The 16,401-nt window shown below is 56.8% G+C and carries 13 protein-coding genes; 8 read left to right on the forward strand and 5 right to left on the reverse strand.

The window, feature by feature from the left end; all coding sequences use genetic code 11:
* Positions 1-74 precede the first annotated feature (74 nt).
* The 7 genes from ACI48J_RS14805 to ACI48J_RS14835 all read left to right on the forward strand — a co-directional run bounded on the left by ACI48J_RS14805 (position 75) and on the right by ACI48J_RS14835 (position 8,115).
* Positions 75-1,073, forward strand: a complete 999-nt coding sequence (locus ACI48J_RS14805; RefSeq protein ID WP_405078954.1) for a zinc-binding alcohol dehydrogenase family protein — start codon at positions 75-77, stop codon at positions 1,071-1,073.
* 164 nt (positions 1,074-1,237) lie between these two features.
* A complete protein-coding gene (gene bioA / locus ACI48J_RS14810) occupies positions 1,238-2,599 on the forward strand; it encodes an adenosylmethionine--8-amino-7-oxononanoate transaminase (protein ID WP_405078955.1) in 1,362 nt (453 codons plus the stop codon).
* Entirely contained in the window at positions 2,596-3,408 is an 813-nt protein-coding gene (gene bioD, locus ACI48J_RS14815; protein ID WP_405078956.1) for a dethiobiotin synthase, read from the forward strand. The genes bioA and bioD overlap by 4 nt, the downstream gene beginning before the upstream one ends.
* Positions 3,405-4,592 (forward strand): 8-amino-7-oxononanoate synthase, encoded by a 1,188-nt coding sequence (gene bioF, locus ACI48J_RS14820; protein WP_405078958.1) that lies wholly within the window; start codon positions 3,405-3,407, stop codon positions 4,590-4,592. Before bioD ends, bioF begins: the two co-directional genes overlap by 4 nt.
* Positions 4,589-5,464, forward strand: a complete 876-nt coding sequence (locus tag ACI48J_RS14825; RefSeq protein ID WP_405078960.1) for an alpha/beta hydrolase — start codon at positions 4,589-4,591, stop codon at positions 5,462-5,464. The genes bioF and ACI48J_RS14825 overlap by 4 nt, the downstream gene beginning before the upstream one ends.
* The gene (locus ACI48J_RS14830; RefSeq protein ID WP_405078962.1) at positions 5,427-6,365 is read left to right on the forward strand and encodes a methyltransferase domain-containing protein; all 939 of its coding nucleotides are present in this window, start codon (positions 5,427-5,429) and stop codon (positions 6,363-6,365) included. The genes ACI48J_RS14825 and ACI48J_RS14830 overlap by 38 nt, the downstream gene beginning before the upstream one ends.
* 397 nt (positions 6,366-6,762) lie before the next feature.
* Positions 6,763-8,115, forward strand: coding sequence for a lytic polysaccharide monooxygenase (locus ACI48J_RS14835; RefSeq protein ID WP_405078963.1), 1,353 nt, complete (start codon positions 6,763-6,765; stop codon positions 8,113-8,115).
* A 241-nt stretch (positions 8,116-8,356) separates the two neighbouring features.
* On the opposite strand, the gene ACI48J_RS14840 is transcribed toward ACI48J_RS14835, so the two are convergent.
* The 4 genes from ACI48J_RS14840 to ACI48J_RS14855 all read right to left on the reverse strand — a co-directional run bounded on the left by ACI48J_RS14840 (position 8,357) and on the right by ACI48J_RS14855 (position 12,931).
* On the reverse strand, positions 8,357-9,982 hold the full coding sequence (locus ACI48J_RS14840) for a phospholipase D-like domain-containing protein (RefSeq protein ID WP_405078965.1): 1,626 nt from the start codon (positions 9,980-9,982) through the stop codon (positions 8,357-8,359).
* Between the two features lie 128 nt (positions 9,983-10,110).
* Positions 10,111-10,260, reverse strand: a complete 150-nt coding sequence (gene rpmG / locus ACI48J_RS14845; protein WP_009673609.1) for a 50S ribosomal protein L33 — start codon at positions 10,258-10,260, stop codon at positions 10,111-10,113.
* A gap of 40 nt (positions 10,261-10,300) precedes the next feature.
* Positions 10,301-11,509 carry a GTP-binding protein gene (locus ACI48J_RS14850; RefSeq protein WP_405078966.1) on the reverse strand — a complete coding sequence of 403 codons (1,209 nt, stop codon included), beginning with the start codon at positions 11,507-11,509 and terminating at the stop codon, positions 10,301-10,303.
* Positions 11,510-11,914: 405 nt separating this feature from the next.
* Positions 11,915-12,931, reverse strand: coding sequence for a potassium channel family protein (locus tag ACI48J_RS14855; RefSeq protein ID WP_405078968.1), 1,017 nt, complete (start codon positions 12,929-12,931; stop codon positions 11,915-11,917).
* A gap of 424 nt (positions 12,932-13,355) precedes the next feature.
* Here ACI48J_RS14855 and serS point away from each other — a divergent pair, with 424 nt between their 5' ends.
* Entirely contained in the window at positions 13,356-14,642 is a 1,287-nt protein-coding gene (serS, locus tag ACI48J_RS14860) for a serine--tRNA ligase (protein WP_405078969.1), read from the forward strand.
* Positions 14,643-14,715: 73 nt separating this feature from the next.
* On the opposite strand, the gene ACI48J_RS14865 is transcribed toward serS, so the two are convergent.
* A complete protein-coding gene (locus tag ACI48J_RS14865) occupies positions 14,716-16,359 on the reverse strand; it encodes a cellulase family glycosylhydrolase (RefSeq protein ID WP_405078971.1) in 1,644 nt (547 codons plus the stop codon).
* Positions 16,360-16,401 lie beyond the last annotated feature (42 nt).

Consider the following 16,401-nt stretch of genomic DNA (forward strand, 5'->3'; position numbering starts at 1 on the left):
TGACCGGCCCTGTGTAAAATTCAACGTGTCAGCACTCGTTGATTCAACAAGATTTTAAACCGGAGGGATTTGTTATGAAAGCTGTTCTGCATAGAGAAAAAAGCGGAGTAGACGGACTGGTCTATTCCACAGCGGAAGACAGGCATCCCGGATACGGGGAAGTTAAAGTCAAGCTGATCGCAGCGGGTCTCAATCACCGCGATCTGTTTGTTATAAATGACCGGAATGCCGGAAACAGGCCGCTAATACCCGGATCGGACGGAGCGGGAATTGTGACGGAAATCGGAGAAGGCGTTTCGCCCGGCCTTCTGAACCTGGAGGTTGCGCTGAATCCGACTTTAAACTGGAAAAAAGCGGATTCCCTGCCGGAAGATCTTCAAATCATCGGAAGTCCCTCCGACGGGACTTTTGCCGATTTTATCATCGTGCCCGCAGAAAATGCCGTCGCTAAACCTTCTCACCTCACCTGGGAGGAAGCCGCCGTTCTCGGTTTGTCCGCGTTGACCGCATACCGCGCATTATTTACCCGGGGCGGGCTTAAGGCAGGGCAGCACGTCGTCATCCCCGGTATCGGAGGAGGTGTCGCTACGATTGCGCTCCAGATGGCCAAGGCTGCCGGGGCCCGGGTCAGTGTCTCGTCCCGAAGCGAACACAAGCTGGAACTGGCCCGGCAGCTCGGTGCCGATTTCTGCTTTGAAAGCGGCGGAAGCTGGAAAGCCCGTTTCGAAGAAACGAAGGCGGATTTGGTGCTGGACAGCATAGGTCCCGCTACCTTCCCCAACTATTTCGACGTCCTTAAACCCGACGGGCGTATCGTCAGTTTCGGAGCCAGCTCGGGGGATACTATCGAGCTTCCGCTGCGCGCCCTCTTTTTTCCCCAACTGAGTGTGATCGGAACGTCCATGGGCAGCTCGGAAGAATTCCATGCGATGCTCGAATTTGTGGCGAAACACAATCTCAAACCTGTCGTGCATAAAGTGTTTCCGATGCGCGACGCGGTACAGGCTTTCGCCTGCATGAAGGAAGGCCGGCAGTTCGGCAATCTGGCCCTGATGAACGACGACGAAACGTGAGTTGAAACCGGATAAAGGAAGCCGCTGGACGAGCGGCTCTCTTTTTTTGCGTTCCTCCCCTCTATCATTCTATCCGCAAACTTGATATTTTCGAATGAACGTTATATTGTTAACCTGTGATTATCATATCAGGTTGACAATTAAAACGGAAGGAAGCGGTTTGCTTGCTTACAGACTACGAACAATTGGCTGAACTGAACAAAGCCCACCTCTGGCACCCCTTTACGCAGATGAAGGATTACAACGCTGCCGATCCCGTCATTATCGAACGCGGAGACGGCGTCCGGCTTTTTGACACAGAGGGAAAAGCTTATTACGACGGCTTTTCATCCGTCTGGCTCAACGTGCACGGCCACTGTGTTCCGGAACTGAACCAGGCGATTATCCGCCAGCTTGAACTCGTTGCACACTCCACCCTGCTCGGACTAAGCAATATTCCCGCCATCAAGCTGGCCGCTAAACTGTCGGAAATCGCACCTGACGGGCTCCGTAAAGTATTTTTCTCGGATTCTGGCGCAACCGGCGTGGAAATTGCCCTGAAAATGGCCTATCAATATGCGCGCAACAAAGGCATGGAAAGCAAACGAACGTTTATCACGATGAAAGAAGCTTATCACGGGGATACGATCGGCGCGGTTAGCGTAGGAGCGATTCCGCTGTATCATGAAGTTTTCCGTCCGCTGCTTTTTGAGGCTCATACGATCCCTTACCCGGATTCTTTCCGGCACCCGGGCGGCGCATCCGGCGCGATGTCCGAAACGCTGGAAACGCTGCGGAAGGTGCTCGAAGCGCGAGCCGATGAAATAGCCGGTCTCATCGTCGAGCCGGTTGTGCAAGGCGCCGGCGGCATCATCGTCATGCCTGAGGGCTGCCTTCGCGAAATCGCCCGGCTGTGCCGCAAGCACGGCGTTCTGCTGATCGCCGACGAGGTGGCGACCGGATTCGGACGCACGGGCGCTATGTTTGCCTGCGATCTCGAAGACGTGGCACCGGATCTCATGGTGGTGGGCAAAGGCTTGACGGGCGGCTATCTTCCGGTAGCGGCTACGCTTGCGACCGACGACGTGTATGACGCCTTCTATGCGGATTACGAGGAGCAGAAAACGTTTTTCCACGGTCACTCCTTTACGGGAAATCCGCTGGGTTGCGCGGTCGCCCTGGAAAATCTCCGGTTGATGGAAGAGCGCCGTGTCGTGGAAGGCGTTGCCGCCAAAGCCGAATTTGTAGCCGGCAAGCTCTCTCCCCTGAAAGCATGTCCACATGTGGGCGATATCCGGCAGCAAGGTCTTCTCGTCGGAATTGAACTGGTCCGCGACAGAAAGACCAAGGAGGCCTACGCCTGGGAGGAACGGATTGGCGTTCACGTATGTGCGCGGGCCCGGGAACTGGGGCTGTTGACGCGGCCGCTGGGCAATGTAGTTGTCCTCATCCCCCCGCTGGCAAGCACACGGGAAGAGCTGGGGGCCATGACGGACATCATCGCCGCTTCTATCCGTGACGTTACGGAACAGGGGTGGCGGCCATGAGCGGAATCCGGGGAATCTTCGTGACCGGAACGGATACCGGAATCGGCAAGACGGTCGTCACGGCCGCCTTGGCCGCCGCACTACGCTCGGAAGGCTGGAACGTGGGCGTCTGGAAGCCGGTGCAGTCCGGCGAACCCATCGGCAGCGGACTAAGCGACGCCGAAAAACTTGCGGCGGGAAGCGGCATTTCCGAGCCGCCGGAGGAGGTGGCGTCCTTTACGTTCCGCGCTCCGCTTGCTCCTTTGCTCGCCGCAAAGGCAGAAGGCGTTCGTCTGACGATGGACATGCTTTATAAAGCCGGGCAGCCCTTATGTTCACGCTACGATGCGATGCTCGTCGAAGGAGCGGGCGGCGCGGCAGTCCCCATGACGGAAGACGCCCTGCTTGCGGAATGGATCGCCTTCCTCCGCATGCCGGTGCTGATCGTAGCCCGCGCGGGACTCGGCACGGTCAACCACACCCTCCTGACGGTCTCATTCTTGAGGCAGCACGGGGTTGAGATCCTGGGTGTCGTGCTCAATGAGGGCGCCAGCGCTCCCGGGGTTCCGGGGGTTCTTGAAGCTGCGAACGCGCAAAACGCGCCAGACGGGCCGGACCCGAGCGTGGCCGGTAATGCCGCCTTAATCGAAACAATCGGCGGCATCAAGGTATTGGGCCATTTTCCGTCTGTAGGAAATGCGCCGGGGCCGCACCTGCTCGCGGAGACCGTACATACGGCACTGGATCTGGCTCCAGTCCGCTCCTTTTTGTCGAAATGCCCGGAGCCGTCACCGGAACACTCCGGAGAAGGTTCCGAGGCGCGGATATGAACCCAATGAACTGGCTCGATAATGAACTGCAGACGTTGGCGGACGAATCTCTGGAACGGAAGCTGACGGATACCGGAGTATCCCGCTCGCTTCCCGGCCATTTGATGCGCGGAGGGCAGATTCTTCTTGATCTGGCTTCGAATGATTATCTGGGCCTGAGCCGTCATCCGGACATCGCGGAAGCGATGCGCGGCGCGCTGGCTGAGGAATGCGGATCGGGAGCGGCGGCTTCCCGGCTTCTTACAGGCAACCGGCCGCCTTACAGCGAACTGGAGGCCGAGCTGGCGGTCTGGCAGAAGAAGGACGCTTCGCTCGTCTTCGCCAACGGCTATATGGCCAATCTCGGTACGATACGCGCCTTGGCCGGCCGGGGAGACACCGTTTTTTCCGACCGGCTCAATCACGCCAGCATAACGGACGGCATCATCCTGAGCCGGGCCGGGCATGTCCGCTACCGGCACAACGATATGGAGCATTTGGAACACCTGCTCAAAAAATCCGATAAAGCAAGGCGCAGGCTGATCGTAACGGATTCCATCTTCTCTATGGATGGAGACTCAGCCCCCCTGCACAAGCTGGTGGAGCTGAAGCACAATTACGACGCGATGCTCATGGTGGACGAGGCTCACGCGGAGGGAGTGTACGGACCGAACGGCGAAGGGCTTTGCCACGCCATGGATGTGCACCGGGAAGCGGACGTCATCATGGGAACGTTCAGCAAAGCCTTCGGCGTGTACGGAGCGCATATTTCCGGCAGCCGGACTCTGATCCGCTGGCTGGTCAACAAAGCTCGTCCCCTCGTTTATTCGACCGCTCTGCCGCCGTGCGTTGCCGCCGGGATATACCGGGCACTGGGGATTGTGCAGACCGCGCATGACCGGCGGAAACATCTCCGGGCAGTTTCCTGCCGGTTCCGCCAAAGGCTTGCGCAAGCCGGACTGAACGTGATGCCGGGAGACTCGCCCATCGTTCCCGTGATTGCCGGAAGCAGCCGCGATTCGCTTCGTTTGTGCGAAGCGCTCGAACGGCACGGTATCGCCGCCCCCGCCATACGCCCTCCGACTGTTCCGGCCGGCAGCGCCCGGGTCCGCTTCTCCCTTTCGGCGGCGCATAGCGATGCCGTATTGAGCAAGGCCGCCGAAAGTATCGTGAGCGCGGCGGCGGCAGCGGAGATTCTCGCATGAAGCGTGCCCCTTCTCAAACGCCCAGCCGGGGCATTCACCCGGTGAAGGAACACGGCGGCGCGGAGCCCGGCGAAAAGCTTATCGAGGAATGCCGCACAACTAGCGGAGATCGCGGTTCGATCCTGTGGCTCAGCGGCTGGAGCATGCCTGCTGCCGTCTTCCATAATGTCCGGCGGGAGCTTCCGGACTTCCTGCATATCTGTGCGGATTACGGCTCGGCGGAATCCCCTGGGGCTATCGCGGATTCGGTCCGCCGCCTCGCTCTGTCCCTCCGGGCCAGCGAGCCGCATGAGAGAGCGTTTCCGGCTCCCCTGCTGATCGCGGGATGGTCGCTCGGCGGGCTGCTCGCCCTGCGGCTCGCTTCCGAAGGATTGGCCGACGGGCTGGTGTTGTTCGGAGCCACCGCCTGTTTTGTACGCCGGCCCGACGAGCAGCAGTCAGGCTGGGCTCCCGCTTCCGTGCAGGCCATGATTCCGGCGCTCCGCCAAGACGCGGACCGGGTGCTACAGCAGTTCCGCAGGCTCATGTTCACGAAAGAGGAGCGGCGGTACGGACTTGACGCCAGTCTTCCCGAAGCGAACGGTTGGAGCGTGCCGGGGCTTATCGCCGGCCTTGAGCTGCTCGTCGCCGAGGATGTGCGGGACGTGCTCCCGGACATTCACTGCCCGGCCCTGTTGATTCACGGTACGCACGATAAGATATGCCCTTACGGTGCGGCACTGGAAATACAAGCGGGCGTTCCGCAGGCCGTACTCGTGGAAGCCGCCGGATGCGGCCATGTTCCCTTTCTGCAAAAAGAACGGCAAACCGCCGAAACGATAAGGAGCTGGTGGAATGACTCACCTGAGCAGCAGAATCCGGCGTCAGTTTGACCGGAGCGCAGCCGGGCTTTACGACCAAAATGCCGCGGTTCAGCGATTTATGACCGCGCAGCTTGCCCGGCTGATCCGGGACGAGCTGCAGCAGCAGCCGCTGAGCCGGCTTGCCCGTATTCCGGCAGACCATCTGCCGGTGCTGGAAATAGGCTGCGGCACAGGCCTGCTCACGGAGCGGCTGGCGGCCTTGCTGCCGCCCGGCGGCGAAATGACCGCGGCCGATCTCTCGCCCGCCATGCTGGATGCGGCGCGAAACCGGCTGGGCGCCCGCAGCGGGCGAAACGATCGCGGGTCCGGCGCTCCCCGGGAATCTTCGGCGCCGGCGCCTATTTCGCCCGGCTTCCCGGACAACCGGCCCGGCTCCGTCCGGTTCCTGCAGGCCGATATCGAAAAATGGGCCGCCGATGCCCCCTCTTCTTCTTACGGGCTGATCGCTTCCAGCGCCTGTTTCCAGTGGTTCACCCGCCCCGCGCAGACGCTGTTTCACCTGCGCAGGCTCCTGAAACCCGGCGGCAAGCTGATGTTTGCCACCTTCGGCCCGGCTACGTTTACCGAGCTGCACCGTTCTTTCGACAAAGCTTACCGGTCTTTTGGAGTCCCGCCGAAGCGGCACGGTTTGTCTTTTCACGGCGGGGACGAGTGGACGGATATGCTGCGACAAGCAGGCTTCGGCGAGATTGAGACGACGCGCCTCGTGCGGACCGAGTATTTTCTAAGCGTCGCCCTCTTCTTAAAAAGCGTGAAATCTCTCGGCGCAAGCACGACTAACGCCTCACAACTGCCGGGCCTGAGCCTCAGACGCCTTTTCAGCGGCATGTTTGAACATTACGAAAAAGATTACGGCACACAGGGACGTATCCCGGTTACTTACGAGCTGCTGTTGATCCGGGCGACTTGAACCGATTTAAGCCTTCTTTCGACCCTTTGCTTTTTCCCTTGATAGTTTAGAAATAAATGATTGAGTCATCATGGTAAATGATGTATATTTTAGTTATAAAAGGCTGTTTTATCCTCATGGAGCTTACTTTGTAAGTCTCCTCCTCCGTTTAATGTAAGCGTTTTATCGACCCGGCATTCGAATCCGGTATAAGCTCTCACGAGAGTTTATATAACACCACTTCCGAAAGGAGGCTGACCGGCAACCTTGCACCGCAATCGTCCGCAAACTCCCGTTTTAGCGAAAGGAGGTTATTGACGAATTTCTAAGTGATCGTGCGCAGCGCCCCTTCGTTCCGGTTCATCCTTTGTGATAACTCGATAAACATGAATCCCAACCCATTCAAGGAGGCTCTATTATGACCCCAATCTCGCTCCGCAATCCCGTACTGGCCAAGTGTCTGATCGCAAGCGGACTGGCACTGGCCTTGGCGTTCTGCCTGCTCCTTTTTACCGAAAAAGCGTCGGCACACGGATACATCGAATCGCCGGGAAGCCGCGGTTACCTGTGCGCTGCCGGCAAAAATAAAAACTGCGGTGCGATCATTTACGAGCCGCAAAGTCTCGAAGCCTACAAGGGATTCCCCGCAGCCGGACCGGCGGACGGCAAAATTGCCAGCGCGAGCGGCCTGTTTCCTGAACTGGATCAGCAATCGGCCACACGCTGGACCAAAGTGAACATGTCTTCGGGAACGAATACGTTCAAATGGACCATTGAAGCCAATCATGCGACTACCAGCTGGAAGTACTACATCACCAAGCAGAACTGGGATCCGAACGCGCCTTTGAGCCGCGCTTCCTTCGATCTGCAGCCTTTCTGCTCCGTCAACTTTAAAGGAAAACAACCGGGATTCACGTACACGGACACCTGTAATGTGCCAAGCAGAACGGGTTATCAGGTCATTCTGGCCGTTTGGGAAATCGCGGATACGGAGAATGCCTTCTACAACGTAATCGACGCGAATTTCGGCGGCAGCGGACCGGCCGATACAACGGCACCGACCGCACCGTCAAACGCGTCTGCCTCCAACATTACGGCGACCGGCGCGACGATCAGTTGGAGCGCGGCAACGGATAACGTCGGTGTGACGGCCTACAAGATTTATAACGGTTCCACTCTCGTCGGCACGACTGCGAACGGAACGACGCTGAGCTACAACGCGGCCGGATTGACGGCGAACACGTCCTATACGTTCACGGTCCGCGCCACGGACGCGGCCGGCAATGACTCGGCTGCCAGCAACGCCGTGACGTTCAAAACAACGGCTGCCGCAGCCGATACGACAGCGCCTTCCGCTCCGTCCGGGCTTCAAGTCGTCGGTTCGCCGACTTCTTCGTCCGTTTCGCTCAAATGGGGCGCTTCCACCGATAACGTCGGTGTAACCGGCTACCGTGTCTATCAAGGCTCGGCGCTCGCAAAATCCGTCTCCGGCACAACGCTGGATACCGTGGTGAGCGGATTGAGCGCCAGTACCGCTTACACGTACACGGTGCGCGCTTTCGATGCGGCCGGTAACGAATCGGCAGACAGCAATGCCGTCAGCGTTACGACCTCCGCTCCTTCGGCAGCCGCTCCGTGGGCTCCGAACACCGCTTATACGGCGGGCACGCTCGTAACGTATAACGGCAGCACATACGAGTGCCGGCAGTCGCATACTTCCCTGGTCGGCTGGGAGCCTGCCAACGTCCCGACCTTGTGGCTGAAAAAATAAACTCCGGTGCGAGCACTCCTGCTCGCCGCCCTATTGAACGTAAAAGAGCGGCCCTCCCGTTTTCCGACGGAAGGCGCCGCTTTTTTTCCTGTGACGTTAAACCGGTTCAGGCGCACGCACCCGCCGTACCGTACGCAGAGCCGTCCGGCGGCTCGTAAACGCACCTGGAATATGAAGGCGGAAGACCCGTCATTGTGCCGTTCGGCCCGTTCCGTCAGTCGCTTCAATCCCGTCGATCCGGTCAGGTGAAATTTTGCGTCAGTTTGTTCCAATACGTGGATGGATGCAGGGCAGGATATTTAAAAAAGGTTTCCGGCCCGGAGACTTTCTCCGATACGCTTAAATCATAGTCGATCATTTTTTTAACTTGATCCGCAAACGATCTGCCTTTGACCAGCACCCCCAGCTCGAAATCGTGGCAGGCGCTTCGTTCATTGATATTGTAGGAACCGTGAAACACGCAGCCGGACCGCTTGTCATAGGTGATTTTCCAATGAGAAAACCGTTCCGTATGACTGTAGTCATAGAACGCGACGCCTTTGAGAAAAGGCTCGTACATGTTGCTGCGCACCGCCGAGCCGTTGGTCGGATGGTCGTTTACACGCAGGGGATTGCATAACGCGATGCACCTTGCCCTCTGCTCATCCAGGCTTTTCAGCTCGTCCCAGAAGGCTTGGTCGATCAGGTACGGATTGACGATCACCGTTTCGTCACCGGCATACGTGAGCAGGGACAAATAATACTGCTGGATCACGTTTACCGGATTCCCGGGAAAGCTCGCGTACAGCGTGCATTCTTCGTCACCGAAGCGCATATCCGTTTCCGGCTTGTAGAATGTATCTTCCGGATCGAACACGTCGCCGCCCAGCACCGTCCATTGAAAGGAAAAGATCCGGTTCAGCGTTATCGCTGCGGCTCCCCGGATTCGAAAACATCCGTCGTGCCACTCTTCTTCCCGGGCCGGTACGCCAAGCCTCTGGCCTCTGTCCCCTTCCGCATATATTTGTTCGGGATCGCTCAAAACCGGCGTATCGAACAAATATTGATCCCCTACATTCACGGAGCCGACAATTGAGCTGATTCCGTCGACAATCATAAATTTCCGGTGATTTACCACGTTGACTCCCATCGTCATCTGCTTCTGGACGTAATCCTGGAGAAACAGGCTGCTTTCGGGCACTCCCCGGGAAGTCAGTTCCGCTCTCTTGGCGGGCCACTCTTCGTTGCCGTAGCACGTTTTGAACGTATTGATGACCCGTCCTCCGGCTTCTTTGAGCTCCTCGATCACTTCCTCCATATCCCCGACGTCGAGGCTCTTGTTGTAGCCCAAGGCGGTAATTCCGAAATCCGCCATCAGCCGGACTTGGACGCCCCGCTTCAGCGCCTCCAGCAGCGCTCCGGCGATTTTTTTCCCGGATTGGTCGTTAAAAAACAGCATCACGGAAAAATGGATATACCGTTCCGCTCTCCCGATTTCGTCCAGCAGGACGCGCAGGCAGTCCGGACCGTTCACGTAGGCGTCGACCCTGTTACCGGACGTCGTCTGCGGCAGCAGGGCGTTCAGCTTGGCCAGATCCAAACGCTTCACATATGAACCCAGTTCTTCGATTACCTCCTGCCCGACGCCGGGTATAGACAGAAGCTGCTCATAACTCGTAAAAATACCCCCGATTTCCTGCCGGTAACGGGCAGCCGCCTCGAACGGGATATTGGCGGAGGCGAAATCCACGGCCTGCCGAGCCCCGGCGATCACCTTATCCACCGGTCCCCGGGAAAGCCAATAATTAATAAAATTTTTAATTCCCTCCCGCACCGTTGTCGCGTCCTCACGGGAAGTTTGCTTCGTATCTTTGTTCGGCTTTTCCATCTTCAACCCTTCTCTCCCTTAGCTGCGGCCATTCTACTATACCTTTAAACAAAAAAAAGAGCGGTCACCCGCTCTTTTTCATCCAAAATCAGGAGATGCTCTCCCTCTATCGATTTGATGCCGCTTCTTCAGCGCGTTTCCCTGTGCAGCGTGTGGCGCTTAAGGCGCGGACAGTATTTGCGCAGTTCCAGCCGGTTCGGCTGAGTTTTCTTGTTTTTCGTCGTCGTATAGTTGCGGTCGCCCGTTTCCGTGCATGCCAGCGTAACCGTCACTCTCATGCCCATTCACCTCCTCCTTCCCATCTTCTTCTTGTTCCGTTTAAAAAGAGGCCTCGTTCAGCTCCCCGACCATATTAGGCAGTTCATCCGCAAACCGGCTCCAGTCGCCCCGCATTTCTTCTTCCGTCAGCAGACAGGCGTCCAGGGAACGGACAATTTCCCCTTGATCCAAATCAAGCCCGATAAACACCACTTTGTTGATGCGATCCCCGTAAACAGGGTCCCAGTGCGGGATGGAATCTCCTTCTTCGGCAAGAATCGCCTGCTTCTCCGTTTCGGGGAGCGCGGCCACCCAATAGCCCGCCGGTCCGAACCGGATCGAAGGCCCCGCCTGGCTGAGATTCTGGGCGAACTTGTTCCGGGTAGCGAGCCACATGATTCCTTTGGCCCTTACGATTTCCGCCGGCCAGTCCTCCATCCAGCTTTTCAGACGCCGGGGCTCGAAGGGCAGGGTGCGCTCGTACACAAAAGAAGAAATTCCGTACTCGTCGGTTTCCGGCGTATGTTCCTCTTTCTCCATTTCCCTTATCCAGCCTGCGGAAGTGCTGGCTTCTTCGAAATTGAACAGATTCGTGTTCAAAATCTCGGCCGGATCCACCTCGCCCATAACGGACCGGATGAATTTCGCTCTCGGTTGAAGGGAACGGAGTACGCGCTCCAGCTCCGGAAGCTCGTCCGGGTCGATCCTGTCGCATTTGTTAAGCACAAGCACATCGCAAAATTCGATCTGGTCGATCAGCAGATCGACCACGTCCCGATTGTCGTCTTCGCTGACGGCTTGATTGCGGTCCAGCAGCGTTTCTCCCGAAGCGTAGTCATGCCAGAACCGGAATGCGTCCACGACCGTAACCATCGTGTCCAGACGGCAGTACCGGGTCAGATCGATGTTCTGCTCCTCGTCGATATAAGTAAAAGTCTGAGCTACGGGCAGCGGTTCTCCCACCCCGGTCGATTCGATCAGAATGTAATCGAACCGGTTTTCTTTCGCCAGCCGCTCCACTTCTTTCAGCAGATCGTCGCGCAGGGTGCAGCAGATGCACCCGTTGGACATCTCGACCAGACTTTCATTCGTCCTGGATATCCCCCCGCCGTCGCGGATCAGGTCCGCATCAATGTTCACTTCGCTCAAATCATTGACGATAACGGCCACCTTTAAGCCGTCCCGGTTATTCAGCACATGATTCAGCAGCGTTGTTTTGCCGGCGCCCAAGTAGCCGCTTAATACCGTCACGGGTATTTTGTTATCCATTCTTCGCACTCCTTTATTCGGTATGATTAACGCGTCATGATAACCGAAACTCGCTTCGTTAAAGCGGCGATTAGCATGTCCGTCTTCTTTTCAGCCCCGCTATGTAAGGGCAAATGGCGTCTCAATTTATTTAATAGTAATCGTTACGATTACGTATAACGGAAAATATACCGTCTTTCGTTTCTCCTGTCAACATCAAATTTTGAGTTTCCCTGAAACATATGCTCCCGCTTCAACCGAAACTCGAACATGTCGGAACACGAGCTTTGGGGGTGGCATGGGTCGCATATCAGCCATTAAGCCTAAGTCCGGTTCCGCATAAAAAAAGCCAAACCTTTTCCAAGATTTGGCTTTTTGCTCAGTCTGCCGCTTATCTCCGACGGTCCGCTTTTTGGAACGATTGGGTTATGTAGGGTCCTGCAAATGCTTGTACGTCTCGGGCGAGCATACGACGAACAGCTTCGCGTCCGCCGGAATCGGGTCGTTCAACCGTGTATTGATGCTTAAATCCTGCCGGTCGGCGAGCAGCGTCGCTCCTTTTTTAAGAAGGTCCTGAAAGGCGTCGTAATAGTTCGCCCAAGCGGGATTGACCGGCACTTCGTAAATCTCTCCCCCGTACTGCCTGCTGATCAGCTGCATATACAGCTCAACGCTGCCTTCGTTCAGCGCCGATCGGACGGCCAGCATGGAAACCGCGTCGTGCGATAGAATGAAATCGTTTACTTTTACGTGCCGGAAATTCTGAATATGCTTCTCCGACATAATTTCCGCGGTCGTATAAACATCGGGAGCGAGTCTTTCGATGCTGGCCGCGATAAGCAGCGTTTTGCCGTCCACCAGTGACGAATCGCTGCTCGTTTCATCGGCGAATATAATGGCCGATCTGGCTTTATCCAGCCCGGCACGGGTTAACGTCTTGTCCAGAGTGGGATCTCCGCTTACGTAATGGACCTTTTTGTGGTCGTACGGAATTTTCTCGTTTTCATCGATAATGACGATTTCCAGCTCGGGGTCTGAAGCGATAAGTTCTTCTACGGCGGAATAAGCCTTCTTATTCCAGGTGATCACGACGATGTGACCGCGGCCATGATAGTTCACTTTTCCGGTTTCCCTCCTTATTTTCAAGGTCGCAAAGGCATCAATGATTTTTCCGATTACGAGACTGAGAAGCCCGATTCCGAACAGATACAGAAAGATCGTGAACAGCTTGCCCCCAGCCGTTTTCATAAAATAATCGCCGTACCCGACGGTCGCCATCGTCGTCATGACCCAGTACAGACTGTTGAACCAGGTCTCGAACGTGTCCGGCTCCAGCCAATAAGCCAGCACCGAGGCGAGCAGCACAAACAACAGGGCAAAAACAGCCAGCAGCCCGTTGCTCAAACGTAAAATCCGGTGGGCATAACGCAGAAAAAAATGCAAACCTCGACACCTCCCTGCGTTTATTTTACGGAAAATAACGGAAATTGTCTTCATTTGGCATGAAGAAAAAATCAAGCTGCCACAGGATGGAGATCCGCGCAACAGTGGAGCGGGCAAGCCGTGCTTTGCGTCCGATGGCGGCGGATGGGGGTTGAAACCGAAGCAAACCTGGTATATACTAAGCAAAATCATTATATCGGTATCACGCCCGTGATGAGACTCCAACTCGGAGGCGTTTTCGCCAAGGAGAAGCCAAGCGCTTCCCCTAAGTTAACCGGGTCCGCCCGTTACCGCGGAACTAAAGTGGATCGGACGCCGCAAACGTCCGGTCAATTTGGGTGGCACCGCGAGAACATAAAAGCGCTCCTCGTCCCATGAAGGCGACGGGCGCTTTTTGTATACCCAAATAAAGGAGTGCGGTGCCATGTTAGACGTAAAATGGATACGGGCCCATCAAGCGGAAGTCGAGTACGCTGCCCGGCACAAAGGAATCGAGGTTTCCATTCCGGAGCTTCTGGAACTGGACGAGGTGCGGCGGAGCCGGCTGGCCGAGATCGAGGCGTTGCGGCAGTCGCGCAATGCGCTTACCGAAGAAATCGGCATGCTTCTTAAGCGGGGCGATCAGCCCGAGGCTGCCCGCAGGAAACAGGCGGTGAAGGACATCCATCTGCGTCTGAACGATCTGGAGGCGGCATACCGGCTAACCGATCAGGCGTACACGGCGGCGATGCTGCGCGTGCCGAATCCCGTGTCGCCCGATACCCCGGCCGGACAATCCGACAAAGACAATGTCGAGCTGTACCGGGCAGGAACTCTCCCCGACTTCGCATTCGAGCCGAAGGATCACGTGGCGCTGGGGAACCTTCATCGCATGATCGACATCCCGCGCGGCGTGAAAACAGCCGGCCCCCGCCAGTATTATTTGACGGGCGCGGGAGTTCTGCTGCACCGGGCGGTTCAGCAGCTTGCTCTGGACCTGCTCCTGGACAAGGGCTTTACGCCGGTGGACGTGCCGCTGATGGCGCGCGGGGAAGCCCTTCTGAACACGGGCTACTTCCCCCTCGGGGAAGAACAGACTTTCAAGCTGGCCGAAGAAGACAAATGGCTGGTCGGCACCTCGGAGGTCCCTCTTGTCTCCTACTACAGCAATGAAATCGTGGATCTTGCCGAGCCCGTAAAGATGGCGGCCGTCTCCCTCTGCTTCCGGAGTGAAGTCGGATCGGCCGGAAGAGACGTCCACGGGCTGTACCGCGTCCATCAATTCGCCAAGGTGGAACAAGTCATTATTTGCGAAAATAGTCTCGAGAAATCGGATGAGCTTCTGCGGGAAATTACCGATAACGCGGAAGAATTGATGCGGCTGCTGGAGCTGCCGTACCGGGTCGTGGCGGTTTGCTGCGGGGATATGGGGCAGAAAACATATAAGCAGGTCGACATCGAAACCTGGATGCCGAGCCGGAATGCCTACGGCGAAACGCATTCGTCGTCCAACCTGCTTGACTTCCAGGCCCGCCGTTCGAACATCCGCTACCGCAATGCGGAAGGGCGGCTGACGTACGCCTACACGCTGAACAACACCGCGGTCGCTTCGCCGCGTATTCTGATTCCGCTGCTTGAGAATCATCAGCGGGAGGACGGTTCGATCCGTATTCCCGAGGCATTGAGAAAATACATGAACGGCATCGGGGAAATCCGGGCCGTACACGAATAAAAAAACTGCCGGACAATGTCCGGCAGCCAGAGTCCCTTCCGTCAGGAAGGGACTTTTTAACGATACACAAGGTTTACGGAGCCGGCGTAATGACGAAAGCTTCCCAGGCTCCGCCGACGGAGTCCCGGTTCGCGACCAGTACGGCTCCCTGATTCAGATCGGCGCTTACGACTTTGTTGTTCGCCAGCGCCTTCAAGCCTACGCTTCCGTCCGGCAGCGCGATTTGCCGGAACTTCTCCCACTGCTGGATGGAACCTGCGGACGCGATAAGCTTGCCGCCTTGGTTCAAATCCGCACTGACGTATTTGTTGTTAGCCTGCGAGAGCAGCGAAACGGTGCCGTCCGGATTCGGAACGATTTTGAATTTCTCCCATTCCGCGACACTCGTCCGGTTCGCCACGAGCGGGCTGTTTCCGTAATTGTCCGCGCTGACGTACGAATTATTCGCATTCGCCTTCAGACTCGACCACGTTCCTTGAACGGGAGGCGCACTCGTGTATTTTTTCACCAGATTTTGATACGCGGTGTTGGCGCTGAAATTGGCCGTTCCGAACTTGCTCCACTTCGCCGTAATGACCGCCGCGCTGTCAACGTTCAAGTCCGGAGAAGGATTGTTGTTCGTGTTGTAAAATCCCCAGTTGCCTCCGCCTTTGACTTTGTAGCTCCAGTTCGTCCAGGAAGCGTTGAGCGCGTTCAGTCCCGACAGCCATTTTTCCATCAGGTCGTTGAAATCCCACGAATATTCGCCCGCAAACACCGGAATGTTCCACTGCCGCTGATAATCGGCCATATCTTTCAGCCATCTGTCGATCTCCGAATTCGTCAAATTCCAGTCGTCGAACTTCGTAAAGTTGTAGTGATGCGTCTGGTACATCACATTGGTCCAGCCGTACGTGGAGGGCGGTGCGGCTGCAAACCAGTCAAAGAAAGCCGCGACGATGATGACGTGATTCGGATCTTTGGCCCGGACGGCTTTGTACATCCGGTTGTAGAAGTCCATTTTCTGCTTGATCTGGGCCGCATTCTCGCCTTCCCCCATCGTGACAAGCGGTTCGTTCAGGAGATCGTAAGCGGCGACCGTCGGATTGCCGTTATACCGCGCGGCCAGCCTCTCCCAAATCTGAACCGTCCAGTTCTGGTACGACGCGTTGCTCCACAACTGATTCGAGTTTTCCCGGCCGCACGAGTGCCACGGGCAAGCCGCTCCGGGCGCCCCGTGAAGATCGAGGATCACGTAAATGCCCCGCTTGGCGCTTTCATTAATCAGCCAGTCGATTTTCCGGAACGTAACGGTATCGGGCTTCATGACTCCGTCCGTTGTCATAAAATCTTCCCAATACAGGGGAACCCGGACCGTGTTCATGCCCATGTTCTTGATGTTGTCGAGATCCCCGGCCTGAATCCACGTGTCTTGGTAGCTGTTGATCAGCGTCTGGGCCCCCGGCTCCCCAAACCGTCCGGTCAGCGTACGGCGAAGCGTGTATTCATCCGTCGCCCCGGCCGGCGACATCCAGTTCTCCTGCAGCAGCCAGCCCCCGAGGTTCGTACCTCGCAAGCTGACGACAGCGCCCGTACCGGATTTGTTTTTGAGCACCGTACCGCTCGCCTTAAGAAAATCGTCCTGCGAAAACGCCGCTTTTACCGTCGCTCCCGGAACGGCAGCTACGATGCCGAAAGCCAGAACCAGGCATAAAGCCGCAAGCAACCCTGTTTTCATCATCATTCCCTCCCCGCTTCATGGATAAGTGAACGTTCTCAC

This window comes from Paenibacillus chitinolyticus, assembly GCF_045038035.1.
GTDB classification, from domain to species: domain Bacteria; phylum Bacillota; class Bacilli; order Paenibacillales; family NBRC-103111; genus Paenibacillus_F; species Paenibacillus_F chitinolyticus_A.

Coding starts and splice junctions, on each gene's coding strand:
- ACI48J_RS14805 (WP_405078954.1), top strand. CDS start 75: ATGAAAGCTGTTCTGCATAGAGAAAAAAGCGGAGTAGACGGACTGGTC.
- bioD (WP_405078956.1), top strand. CDS start 2,596: ATGAGCGGAATCCGGGGAATCTTCGTGACCGGAACGGATACCGGAATC.
- bioF (WP_405078958.1), top strand. CDS start 3,405: ATGAACCCAATGAACTGGCTCGATAATGAACTGCAGACGTTGGCGGAC.
- ACI48J_RS14825 (WP_405078960.1), top strand. CDS start 4,589: ATGAAGCGTGCCCCTTCTCAAACGCCCAGCCGGGGCATTCACCCGGTG.
- ACI48J_RS14830 (WP_405078962.1), top strand. CDS start 5,427: ATGACTCACCTGAGCAGCAGAATCCGGCGTCAGTTTGACCGGAGCGCA.
- ACI48J_RS14835 (WP_405078963.1), top strand. CDS start 6,763: ATGACCCCAATCTCGCTCCGCAATCCCGTACTGGCCAAGTGTCTGATC.
- ACI48J_RS14840 (WP_405078965.1), bottom strand. CDS start 9,982: ATGGAAAAGCCGAACAAAGATACGAAGCAAACTTCCCGTGAGGACGCG.
- rpmG (WP_009673609.1), bottom strand. CDS start 10,260: ATGAGAGTGACGGTTACGCTGGCATGCACGGAAACGGGCGACCGCAAC.
- ACI48J_RS14850 (WP_405078966.1), bottom strand. CDS start 11,509: ATGGATAACAAAATACCCGTGACGGTATTAAGCGGCTACTTGGGCGCC.
- serS (WP_405078969.1), top strand. CDS start 13,356: ATGTTAGACGTAAAATGGATACGGGCCCATCAAGCGGAAGTCGAGTAC.
- ACI48J_RS14865 (WP_405078971.1), bottom strand. CDS start 16,359: ATGAAAACAGGGTTGCTTGCGGCTTTATGCCTGGTTCTGGCTTTCGGC.